The sequence below is a fragment of the Gluconobacter sp. genome, assembly GCF_047722525.1.
Classification (GTDB): Bacteria; Pseudomonadota; Alphaproteobacteria; order Acetobacterales; family Acetobacteraceae; genus Gluconobacter.
Genome location: NZ_JBDNYY010000002.1, coordinates 228,542 through 239,919 on the forward strand (window position 1 = coordinate 228,542; position 11,378 = coordinate 239,919).

The 11,378-nt window shown below is 61.4% G+C and carries 8 protein-coding genes; 4 read left to right on the forward strand and 4 right to left on the reverse strand.

Going from position 1 to position 11,378, the window contains the following annotated elements; all coding sequences use genetic code 11:
• Nucleotides 1-67: 67 nt before the first annotated feature.
• Together ABF859_RS03125 and ABF859_RS03130 are read left to right on the forward strand one after the other, a co-directional pair.
• Nucleotides 68-292: a hypothetical protein gene (locus ABF859_RS03125; protein ID WP_415526020.1), complete on the forward strand. Its 225-nt coding sequence runs from the start codon at nt 68-70 to the stop codon at nt 290-292.
• Nucleotides 293-353: 61 nt separating this feature from the next.
• Complete coding sequence (locus ABF859_RS03130; protein WP_011251938.1) at nt 354-524, forward strand: DUF1328 domain-containing protein; 171 nt, start codon at nt 354-356, stop codon at nt 522-524.
• 63 nt (nt 525-587) lie between these two features.
• Here ABF859_RS03130 and ABF859_RS03135 read toward each other — a convergent pair whose 3' ends face one another.
• From ABF859_RS03135 to ABF859_RS03150, 4 genes are read right to left on the reverse strand one after another with little or no spacing between them, the layout of a single operon-like run.
• On the reverse strand, nt 588-2,132 hold the full coding sequence (locus ABF859_RS03135; protein WP_415526022.1) for an efflux transporter outer membrane subunit: 1,545 nt from the start codon (nt 2,130-2,132) through the stop codon (nt 588-590).
• Complete coding sequence (locus ABF859_RS03140; RefSeq protein ID WP_415526024.1) at nt 2,132-5,410, reverse strand: efflux RND transporter permease subunit; 3,279 nt, start codon at nt 5,408-5,410, stop codon at nt 2,132-2,134. The genes ABF859_RS03135 and ABF859_RS03140 overlap by 1 nt, the downstream gene beginning before the upstream one ends.
• Nucleotides 5,407-8,616, reverse strand: a complete 3,210-nt coding sequence (locus ABF859_RS03145) for an efflux RND transporter permease subunit (protein ID WP_415526026.1) — start codon at nt 8,614-8,616, stop codon at nt 5,407-5,409. Before ABF859_RS03145 ends, ABF859_RS03140 begins: the two co-directional genes overlap by 4 nt.
• Before the next feature lie 39 nt (nt 8,617-8,655).
• Complete coding sequence (locus tag ABF859_RS03150) at nt 8,656-10,002, reverse strand: efflux RND transporter periplasmic adaptor subunit (protein ID WP_415526028.1); 1,347 nt, start codon at nt 10,000-10,002, stop codon at nt 8,656-8,658.
• Between the two features lie 281 nt (nt 10,003-10,283).
• Between ABF859_RS03150 and ABF859_RS03155 the strand changes: the two genes are divergently transcribed.
• Together ABF859_RS03155 and ABF859_RS03160 are read left to right on the forward strand one after the other, a co-directional pair.
• Nucleotides 10,284-10,574 carry a CsbD family protein gene (locus ABF859_RS03155; RefSeq protein WP_415526030.1) on the forward strand — a complete coding sequence of 97 codons (291 nt, stop codon included), beginning with the start codon at nt 10,284-10,286 and terminating at the stop codon, nt 10,572-10,574.
• Nucleotides 10,575-10,651: 77 nt separating this feature from the next.
• On the forward strand, nt 10,652-11,287 hold the full coding sequence (locus tag ABF859_RS03160) for a DUF4339 domain-containing protein (RefSeq protein WP_415526032.1): 636 nt from the start codon (nt 10,652-10,654) through the stop codon (nt 11,285-11,287).
• Nucleotides 11,288-11,378: the final 91 nt, after the last annotated feature.

Here is an 11,378-nt window from a genome sequence, read left to right on the forward strand (position 1 = left end):
AAGGGGCAGTCCGGCATCGGGTTGCCCCTTTCTGCGTTGGGGAACTGTGATGTCAAGGAGAAGACCTATGGAAGCCGATCTGGAACACTATCTGGAGCCCGGGGTAGGGCTGCTGCAGGACAATGCCAGTGGCTGTGCCTGGAAGAACGCTGCAGGAAAAAAAATATCCTGTGCGGCAAGAGAAACAGAGGCCCTTGTCAGTGATCTGATGGTGGATCAGCCTCTGCTCTGGCTTCTGGTCTCTTTTTCTGTCGGTATTTTGTTGGGGAAACGTCTTTTTCGAGGAAATTAAACTTCCTCAGTCGCCTCACGTTACGACATGACCACAAACTCTTGGGCGAGGAGCCTGCGTCATGCTGCATTATGCGATTGTTTTCTTCATCATTTCCATCATTGCCGGTGTTTTCGGTTTCTCGGGCATTTCCGCGGCGACGGCAGGGATCGCCAAGCTGTTCTTCATCGTCTTCCTCGTGCTGGCAGTTCTGGCCATTCTCGCAGGTGTGGCGGGGCTGCACGCTCTCTGAGAACCTGACGCAGGGCTCATGTGAAAAGGGCGGGCGCCGATGGCCCCGCCCTTTTTTTGTTGCTCAGTTTCCGTTCTTGTCCCTCTGGATAAAGGACGGGAGAAGCGGGTTGTCCGTCTGCAGTGAGTTCTTGGTCGGAAGCTGCTGTGTGGTCCAGCCACCGCCCAGATCCGTCATGAGCCTGACCTCGGCCAGAAACTGCTGCTGCCGTACGCTGAGCTGGGTTTCCTGATACTGGAGGGCATTCTGTTCGGCGGTGATGACCGTCGTATAGATCTGGGTGCCCGCGAGATATTCGTTCATCGAGACCTGAACCGCCGCTTCTGCGGATTTTACGGCTGCGTTCTGAAGCGCCAGCTGCTGGTCGAGATAATGCAGGCCGGACATCTGGTCCTCGGTATCCTGAAGTGCTGCCAGAACAGTCTGCCGATAGGTGGCGACAGCATTGTCGTAGTCGGCTTCCGCACTGCGAACCGCTGCGGATCGGGCGCCCCCCTGGAAAATGGTTTCGGTCGCTGCGGCACCAAGGCTCCATGTCCGCGTGGCGGTCTGGATTAATTGCTCAAGCGGATTGCCGCTGTAGCCATAGGAGGCTGAGAGGGTGACCTGCGGAAAGAAGGCTCCGATCTCATATCCGATTTCCGCATTATAGGCCTCCATGTTGCGTTCGGCCTGCGCCACGTCCGGCCGGCGCTGAAGCAGCATGGAAGGAACCGCAACGGGGGCCGCGGGGATCGTCTCGGGGAGGGGGGACGGGGCCAGAGTGAGCTCGGCTGGAGCGCGTCCCGTCAGCGTGGCAATCGCGTGTTCGTACTGCGCGCGGGCAATATGGGCATTGGACAGGTTGGCCTGTGTGGATTGCAGGAGATATCGGGCCTGAAGAACGCTTGTCGGGTCAGCAACACCGGCATCAAGCTGGTTCTGGAGGATCTCCAGATTGTGACGGTACAGATCCACGTTGCGGGCATAGAGCGCAATCAGGCTGTCCTGATAGCGCAGGTCAAAATAGTCCTCTGCGAGCTGAAGCTGGTAGGACAGGCGCATGTTTGCGACGAGCGCGGCATCAGCCTGTGTGGCGGCGACCTGTTCCTGAACCTGGCGCCGGATCATGCCCCAGACGTCCACGGTCCAGCTGGCGGAGGGGCCGGTGGTCCAGGTGTTGGAAGTGTAGGACTGGCTGGAGGTGTAGGGGATGCCGTTGCTGGCATTCGAGGTGCTGCCGCCCTGCGAGTTTCGGTTGAAGCTGAACTTGCCGCTCAGGGTCGGGAAGAGCTGGGCCCGGATCGAATCAATCGTGGCAGCAGCCTTGCGGTACTGCGCCTCGTATTCCTTCAGGCTCTGGTTGGATGTGGCAACGCGTTCCTCCAGATCGTTCAGGACGGGGTCGTTGAAGATCGTCCACCAGTCTCCCTTGGGCATTTTTGCAAGGTCCGGGGCGGCCATCTGCCAGCCCGGCGGGGGAGGAGATTCCTTGAACTTCGCAGAGATGATGGCCTTCGGGCGATGGTAGTTCGGCCCGATCATGCCGCCGATGCAGCCGCTCAGGAAAGGCAGGGTTGCTGCCCCCAGCAGGGCAGTGCGCAGGGTAGACTTACGGAGGGCGGTCATCAGGACTGTGTTTCCCGGGATGAAAGATGGAAGAAGGAGGCGATATGGGCCCGCAGACGGCCCATGGCGCGTCCGAACCGGTCGAGATACAGGAAAATGACGGGTGTGCTGTAGAGCGTCAGAAGCTGGCTGACCACGAGGCCGCCAAGGATCGCGATGCCCAGTGGACGGCGGAGTTCGCAGCCATAGCCGTTGCCGATGATCAGGGGTACGGCGCCAAAGGCTGCCGCCAGTGAGGTCATGAGGATCGGGCGGAAGCGCAGATGACTGGCCTGCCGGATGGCATCCGTGGCGGACAGGCCCTCACGCTGTGCCACCAGGGCGAAGTCGATCAACATGATGGCGTTCTTCTTGACGATGCCGATGAGCAGGATCACCCCGATCATGGCCATGAGGGAAAACTCTTCCCCGCAGACCTGAAGGGCAAGAATGGCACCCACACCCGCAGAAGGCAGGGTCGAGAGGATCGTCAGCGGGTGGATCAGGCTCTCATACAGAATGCCCAGAACGATATAGACGGCAGCAAGCGCGGCCAGGATCAGTACTACCTCGCTGCTGGCCGACTGCTGGAAGGCAGCTGCGTTGCCGGCAAATCCGCCATGAATGTCCGACGGGACATGCAGCTTGACCATGGCCGCCTGAACCGCATCGACAGCCGGCCCAAGCGAGACACCCGGGGCCAGATTGAACGAGATCGTTGTGGCGACGAACTGCCCCTGATGGCTGACGGTCAGGGCTGTATTCGTGTTGCGCTGCCGTGAGACGACGGAGAGCGGAACCATGGTGGCTGCGCTTGTGGCGACCGCTGAACCGCTCGAAGCCGATCTGCCACCGGCGAGCGCGTTGGCGACCGAGTTCTGATAGGAAATCTCGCTCTGGGACAGGGTGGTGGCCGTCGTCGCGGCTTTGACACGGATGTTGTTGGACGCTGTTCCGCCTGCTGCTGTCCCGCCGGAGATGCTGACCCACATCTGTTTCAGCATGGACGGGTCCTGCCAGTATCGCGGCGCCGCTTCCATGACGACGCGGTACTGGTTGAGGTTGCCGTAGATGATGGAGGCCGCGCGCTGGCCGAAGGCATCGTAGAGCGTGTTGGAGATCAGTTGGGGGGTGACGGAATAGCGTGCTTCCGTATCGCGGTTGATGGCGATGTTGATGCCCTGTCCGCCCTGTTCCACGTTCGAGGTCACGTCCATGAGCTGCGGCAGTTTCGAGAGCGCCGCCACGATCCGGGGCGTCCATTCGAACAGGTCTTCGGCTGAGGCGCCTTCCAGTGAATACTGGTAGGCGCCGTCGCCGGAGCGCGCGCCCATGCGCACGCTGCCCGGCGCCATCAGGCGGAGCTGGGCACCGGGAGTATGGGAAAACCTGCGGGTCAGGCGCTGGATGGTGGTGGCGAGATCGTCCGTGCGCTCGGATTTGGGTTTCAGGGCCACGAATATGTTGGCGGAGTTGGCTGAACGTCCGCCCACGCCCCCCATGACGCCTACGACGTCGCGGTCGGCCGCGACGACCTTCATGGCCTTGACCACGATCTTCTGCAGGGCCTGGAACGAGATCGACTGGTCGGCGACCACGCGGCCCATGATCTGTCCGGTGTCCTCGGACGGGAAGAAGCCCTTGGGCATTTTCACGAACAGCACACCTGCGAGCACCAGCGTGGCGGGGAGGGACAGCGCGATCAGGAACTGGTGGCCCAGCGCCCAGTCCAGCGATCTGCCATACCCCGCGGTGGTGGCGTTGATCATGCGCTCGCAGAACCGGCCGGCTTTTTTCCAGAAGCCCGGTCCCTGATCGTTCGAATGGGTCAGGAGCTGGGCGCTGATCATGGGGGTCAGCGTCAGGGAGAGCACCAGGGAGATGCAGAGCGTGATGACCATGGTCATCGCGAATTCGTGGAAGAGGCGGCCAGCAATCCCGCCCATGAACATGATCGGGGCGAAAACGACGATCAGCGAGACGGTGATCGAGACGACGGTGAAGGCGACCTCGGTCGTGCCCCTGATGGCGGCTTCCTGCCGGTCGTAGCCCATCTCCATGTAGCGGGTGATGTTTTCCAGCACGACGATGGCGTCATCGACCACGAAGCCGGTCGAAATCGTCAGGGCCATCAGCGACATGTTGTCGAGCTGGTATCCCATCAGCGACATGACGCCGAATGTGCCGACGATCGAGACCGGGACCACGATCGCCGGAACCATGATGGCGGACAGGCTGCGCAGGAAAAGCAGTACGACCCCCACCACAAGGACGACGGCGATGATGAGGGTCTGTTTCGTATCGTTCAGTGAAGCACGGATCGTCTTGGAACGGTCGATCAGGATCGAGATATCGGTGTTGCCGGGCAGGGCGGACTGAAGCACGGGCAGACGGGTGCGGATCCCGTCGATCGTCTTGATGACATTGGCCCCGCCCTGCGTGAACACGGTGCAGATGATGGCAGCCTCACCGTTGAGATAGCCGGCCTGACGCAGATCTTCGACGCCGTCATTGACTTCCGCAACATCCGTGAGACGGACGGGCTGGCTGTCGCGATAGGCAATGATCAGGTCGCGGTATTCCTCTGCCTTCGTGGCCTGATCGTTGGTGGACAGCATCATGCGCGCGCCGTTGGCATCCAGAAAGCCCTTGGGCGTATGGGCATTGGCGGAAGCCAGGGCGGCGCGAAGATCCTCGAAGCCGATCCCGTAGCGGAACAGGCGGAGCGGATTGATCTCGACGCGCACGGCGGGAAGGGATGCGCCACGGATGTCCACATCACCCACCCCCTGGATCTGGCTGAGCTGGGGGATGAGGATGTTGCTGGCGAAGTCGTAGAGTTCCTGGGGTGTCCGGGTGCTGGAGGTCAGCGTCAGCGCGAGGACGGGTGGACCGTTCGAGTTTGCCTTCATGTAGGTCGGGTTGCTGCGCAGGGTCGTGGGCAGGTCCTGCCGCGCGCCTTGAAGGGCAGCTTCCACGTCACGCGCTGCGCCATTGATGTCCCGAGAGAGATCGAACTGAAGGGTGATGCGCGTCTGGTTGACCGTGGATTCCGACGTCATTTCGGTCACGCCGGAAATTGCGCCCAGGTGGCGTTCCAGAGGTCCGGCGATCGTGCTTGCGATTTCGGAGGGGGAACCGCCGGGCTGGTTCGCGGTCACCATAATGACCGGGAAGTCCACGTCCGGAAGATCGGCGACGGGAAGGGTGAAGTACCCCATGATGCCGCCGATCACGAGAGCAATGGCCAGCAGCGTCGTGCCGACGGGCCTCAGAACGAAGAGGCGGACCAGATTCACGGAGCGCCTGTCTGGGGGTTGGAGGTCTGGGGTTTCGGGGGCTGTGACGGCGGGCTGCTGCGACGGTGGCGCTTGATGAAGGCGCGGGTTTTCGTGCCGAGTTCATCCATGAACAGATAGATGACGGGCGTGGTGAACAGGGTCAGGAGCTGCGACATCATCAGGCCGAAGACGATGGCCACACCCAGCGGACGACGCAGTTCGGAGCCGACACCCGTACCGACCAGCAGGGGCAGGGCGCCGAACAGGGCGGCCAGCGTTGTCATCAGGATCGGACGGAAGCGGAGCAGGGCCGCGCGCTTGATGGATTCAAGTGGGGTATGGCCTTCCAGACGTTCGGCTTCGAGCGCAAAGTCGATCATCATGATGGCGTTCTTCTTCACGATGCCGATCAGCAGCACGATGCCGATGATGCCCATGATGTCGAGATCCATCCCGAACAGATAAAGCCCGATCAGAGCACCGATGGCGGCGGAAGGCAGGGTGGAGAGGATCGTGATCGGATGGACGTAGCTCTCATAGAGAATGCCCAGCACGATATAGACCGCGATCACGGCCGCCATGACCAGCCAGACCTCGTTCGATAGCGACGAGCGGAACGCCGCAGCCGTGCCCTGGAAGGCGGTCTGGAACTCGGGCGGCAGGCCGATCTGCTTTTCCACGCGTTCGATGGCGTCGGTCGCGGTACCCAGCGAATAGCCGCTGGCCACGTTGAACGAGACGGTGGTGGCCGGGAACTGGCCGTAATGGCTGATGAGCAGCGGCGACAGCGAATGTGTCATCGTCGTCACCTGCGACAGCGGCACGAGACCGGATGTCGGCTGGCGTGTCGGACCCGACGTGCTGCCACCGGCTTCGGACGAAATGCCCGGCAGGTAGAGCTGGCTCAGGGAGGTCAGATCGGTCTGGAGTTTCGGATCGGCTTCCAGAATGACGCGGTACTGGTTGGACTGCGTATAGATCGTGGTGATCTGGCGCTGGCCGTAGCTGTCATACAGAAGGTTGTCGATCGTCTGCGGCGTGATGGAATAACGCGCACCGGTCGGACGGTCGAGCGAGAGCTGGGCGACCAGTCCCTCGGCCTGAAGATCGGACGTGACATCCGTCAGCGACGGCTCCTTGCGCAGTGCATCCACGAATTTCGGCACCCAGGTTTTGAAGGTGTCGTAATCCGGGTTTTCCAGCATGAACTGGTACTGCGTGGCGGAAATCGAGGAATCCAGCGACAGGTCCTGAATCGGCTGGACATAGAGTTCGGCGCCGATCACCTGCTGTCCGACGGAAGACAGGCGGCGCAGGATTGTCTGGAGATCGCTTGTCCGCTGCTCGCGCGGCTTGAGGTTGATGAGGAAGCGGCCGACATTCAGCGTCATGTTCTGGCCGTCGATCCCGACGAAGGACGAGATGCTGGCGACGTCCGGATCCTTGAGGATCACGTCTCCAAGGGCGGCCTGACGATCCTTCATGCCCTCGAAGGAAATGGCCTGCGACATCACGGAGATGCCCTGGATGACGCCGGTGTCCTGTGTCGGGAAGAAGCCCTTGGGGATGGTCCAGGCCAGAACGCCGGTCAGGACGATCGTGCCGAGTGTGACCAGAAGGGTCGTGACACGGAAGCGCAGCACGACGTCGAGCCAGCGGCCATAGCCCGCGATCAGCGCATTGATGCCGCGTTCGGTGCTGTTGGACAGACGGCTCCACACGGTGTTCTTCGTGGAGGGTGCATGCGTGTCAGACAGCAGGCGTGCACACATCATCGGGACCAGCGTCAGGGCGACGATGGCGGAAATGATGATGGTGATGGACAGCGTCATCGCGAATTCATGGAAGAGACGCCCGACGACATCCTTCATGAACAGCAGCGGGATCAGCACGGCGATCAGCGAGACCGTCAGCGAGATGATGGTGAAGCCGATTTCGCCCGCGCCTTTCAGGGCGGCAGTATAGCGGTCTTCGCCGGCCTCGACGTAACGGGCGATGTTTTCGATCACCACGATGGCGTCATCGACGACGAAGCCGGTCGCGATGGTCAGGGACATCAGCGAGAGATTGTCGAGCGAGAAGCCCAGCAGATACATCGCCGCCAGCGTGCCGATCAGCGACAGCGGGACGGACAGGCTGGGAATGATCGTCGCCGGAACGTTCCGCAGGAATACGAAGATCACGCCCACAACCAGCAGCATGGCCAGTGCGAGTTCATATTCCACGTCATTGACCGAGGCGCGGATGGTCGTGGTGCGGTCGGTCAGGGGCGTGACGTCAATGCCAGGCGGCAGGTCGAGCTTGAGCTGCGGCAGGACGCGCAGCACGTTGTCCACGACGCCGATGACGTTCGCGCCGGGCTGGCGCTGTACGTTCAGGATCAGCGCGGGCGTGCGGTTGGACCAGGCGGCGAGCTGCGCATTTTCGGCACCTTCGACGACGGTTGCGATGTCGCGCACTCGGATCGGGCCATTGTTCTGGTACGCGATCACCTGGTTCATGAGCTGTTCGACGGACTGGATCTGACCGTCGATGCGCAGCGAGGTGGAGCGTTTGGGGCCGTCGAACGTACCAGTCGGCGAATTGACGTTTACCGTGCTGATGATGGTCCGCAGTGTGTCGATCGCGATGCCGTAGGAGGTCAGCTTCGGAATGTTGACCTGGATCCGGTAGGCTTTGCGGTTGCCGCCCGACAGCGTGACGAGGCCGACGCCGGAAATCTGGCTGATCTTCTGCTCAAGACGCGTGTTGACGTAATCCTCGACCTCGGGAAGCGGCAGCGTCTTGGACGTGATGCCGAGCGTCAGGACGGGGGTGTCAGCCGGATTGACCTTCGCATAGATCGGGGGCGCGGGCAGATCGCTGGGCAGCAGGGAGGTGGCGTTGTTGATCGCCGCCTGCACTTCCTGCTCGGCCACGTCCATCGACATGTCGAGCCCGAAGCGCAGGGTCACGACCGAGGCGCCACCGGACGACTGGGACGTCATCTGGTCCAGCCCGGCCATCTGGCCAAGCTGGGTTTCCAGCGGCGCGGTGACGGACGTGCTCATGACGTCCGGGCCGGCACCCGGATAGAAGGTCGAGACCGTGATCGTCGGATATTCGACCTGCGGCAGGGCCGACACGGCCAGGAAATGGTAGCCGAGCAGACCGCTCAACAGGATGGCGAACATCAGAAGGCTGGTGGCAACCGGGCGCTCGATGAACAGGCGGGACGGATTCACGGTCTTGCTGTTCCCTAATCTTGCTGTTCTGGTCGGCGATCAGTGGTTGCCGGTATCGGCGGGCGAGGACGGATCGTTCGTTTTCTGCGGTGCATCGGAGCTCTGCTGGCCGTTCCGGTGACGACGGTGCTGGCCAGCCGTCTGCTGTTCGGCTTCCGTGGTCTGCTTTGCTGCCGAAGAGGTATCGGGGATTGAGACCTTCTGGCCCGGACGCAGATGGCTGACGCCATCGGTCACGACGCGGTCGCCATCATTCAGGCCCTTCTGGATTACGGCATTCGTGCTGTCTGTCGTGCCCACGGTAACGGGGACGACTTCCACGGTCATGTCCGGCTTGACGCGATAGACGAAGCGGCCATCCGGGCCGGTCTGCAGGGCGTTGCCGGGGATGAGCAGGGCATTGTGCAGTGTCGTGACCAGCAGGTGGGGGTTAACGAACTGGTTCGGGAAGAGGTGCTCGTCCTCATTTGCGAAAATGCCACGCATCCGGACCGTTCCGGTGGAGGTGTCGATCTGGCTGTCGAGGGCTTTGACGGTGCCGGTGGCGAGTTTCTGGGTGTTGTCGCTGTTCCAGGCTTCGACCGTCAGCTCGCCGGCCTCACGCAGATGTGTTGCGACTTCACCAAGCTGGTTCTGCGGAACCGTGAAAATCACGGAAATGGGCTGCATCTGTGTCAGGACCGTCAGCCCACCGGACTGGCCAGCGGTGACATAGTTGCCAACGTCGAGGGCGCGGATACCGACACGGCCTTCGACCGGGGCGATGATGTGACAGTACATCACGTTCAGCTCGGCGTTGCGGACATTGGCGCGGTCGAACTCGACCTGACCTTCAAGCTGCTGCACCGTGAACTCCTGATCCCGGGCCGTCATGGCCGAGGTCGAGTTCTGTTTGATCAGGCGCTGGTAACGGGCGTTGTCCACACGGGCCTTTTCAAGCTGCGCAATATCCGCGGCAAGCGTGCCGCGATACTGGGCGAGCGTGGCCTCGTAGGGGCGCGGATCGATCAGTTCCAGTTCGTCACCCTTATGGACGTGCTGGCCTTCCTGATAATAGACGGCCGCGATATGGCCGTTGACGCGGGGCGTGATGGTCACGTTCGTGACCGGAACGACCGTACCGATTTCCTGAAAGATCACGGGCATGTCGCCGGTATGGGCGGTCGCAACGGCGACGGGCTGGACGTTTCCGTCGGTCGCGGCGGAGCCATGACCATGTCTGTGCGTCGCGCCATGGGGACGGAAGATCGCGAACAGGATCAGAAGAGCGACCAGAAGGACAACGCCCCAGAGGATCCAGCGCCGACGGGACCGTGCGGGAGGTGGGGCGGACTGGGCGGTGCTGTTCGTAAGGCGGTCGCTGGAGCCGGCCGTCTGCTGATCCATGGTGGTTCTGTCTTTCCCGTATACCAGAGCGCAGTGCTCTCAGGCGGCGATGCTGTATGTTTCCATACTTATACGGCAGGTGGTCCCCGCCTGCCATGACGCGACCTTAAATCCTGTTCAGTTTTGGTAATGAAAGGCAAAATGAGCGTAAATGATACGTTCTGTTACTTGTTCGTGGGGCTTGTCTCTTTTCCGGTCAGGGATCATATCGGACTGGAACCGGATGCTCCCGTCACGCGTTGGAATGCGGACACAGGTTTATCCGGACAGAGGAGAACAAGATGGCTGATACAACTGAAACGAAGGTCGAGGGCCTCCTTGATGACGTCAAGGGCAAGGTCAAGGACGGTGTTGGCGGTCTGACCGGCGATGCCAAGCTTCAGGCAGAAGGCAAGTTCGACCAGCTTTCCGGCATGGCGCAGCAGGAATTCGCCGATCTGTATGATGAGGGCGAAACCAAGCTCGAGGCCGCAACGGCTTTCGTTCAGGATCGTCCCCTGATCTCGCTGGTGATTGCCACGGTTGTGGGCATGATCGTGGGCGGACTGCTGTTCGGTCGCAAAAGTTCCTGAGGCGGCAACGGCCCTTTCGACCACAGCAGGGTCTTTGTGCTAGAAGCCTTCCGGAGTAATCCGGGAGGCTTTTTTGCATGGAATGGTTTTACGAGAACAACGGGCAGCAGGCCGGTCCCGTTTCCCGTGAAGAAATCCTGCGCCTGATCATGCAGCAGCGCATCAGGCCCGAGACGCTGGTCTGGACGCCGGAGTTTGGCGAGGCCTGGCGACCGGCCAGCGCTGCCGGGCTGGTGTCTCCGCTGACGGGCCTCCTGCGCATGTCCTCGGGCATTTCGGAACACTGGGCCTGGGTCCTGCTGGTCGGACCATGGCTGATCCAGCGTCTGACGCTTCTGATTCTCGACTGGCGCCAGATTCCGGACAGTGAGCGGATGGGGACGTTCTCCATCATCGGGATCATGTCACTGGCCCTGTTCTTCACGGCTTTCACGCTGGACCGCAATTCCATCCGTGAAGGTGGACAGACGCCGCCGGGTTTCTGGTGGTGGCTGTTTTTGCCGGGATACTTCTGGCGGCGGCGGCAGATCGTCGGGCGCGGCCTGTCCCTGCTGCTGGTCAGTCTGGTGCTGCTGGCGGCCAATGTGACGGAAAAGATCTACCAGCTTCCCCAGATCGAGAGCGAACTTCAGACCCGTCAGGGGCAGATGAATCAGCCCGCGCCATCGAAACCGCCGGTGTCCGGGCAGGATGACGATCAGGAAGAACTCTGAAGCCTCGGGGAAAGAGTCTTTCGAACCACACTTGACATACTAAACTTGGGAATAATGCATTTTTAGGCTTCCCTTTCGAGTCGCCATGATT

Excerpts from the sequence above, each read along its gene's own strand:
- ABF859_RS03155 (WP_415526030.1), top strand. The coding sequence starts at position 10,284 with ATGGCTGATACAACTGAAACGAAGGTCGAGGGCCTCCTTGATGACGTC.
- ABF859_RS03135 (WP_415526022.1), bottom strand. The coding sequence starts at position 2,132 with ATGACCGCCCTCCGTAAGTCTACCCTGCGCACTGCCCTGCTGGGGGCA.
- ABF859_RS03160 (WP_415526032.1), top strand. The coding sequence starts at position 10,652 with ATGGAATGGTTTTACGAGAACAACGGGCAGCAGGCCGGTCCCGTTTCC.
- ABF859_RS03150 (WP_415526028.1), bottom strand. The coding sequence starts at position 10,002 with ATGGATCAGCAGACGGCCGGCTCCAGCGACCGCCTTACGAACAGCACC.
- ABF859_RS03130 (WP_011251938.1), top strand. The coding sequence starts at position 354 with ATGCTGCATTATGCGATTGTTTTCTTCATCATTTCCATCATTGCCGGT.
- ABF859_RS03125 (WP_415526020.1), top strand. The coding sequence starts at position 68 with ATGGAAGCCGATCTGGAACACTATCTGGAGCCCGGGGTAGGGCTGCTG.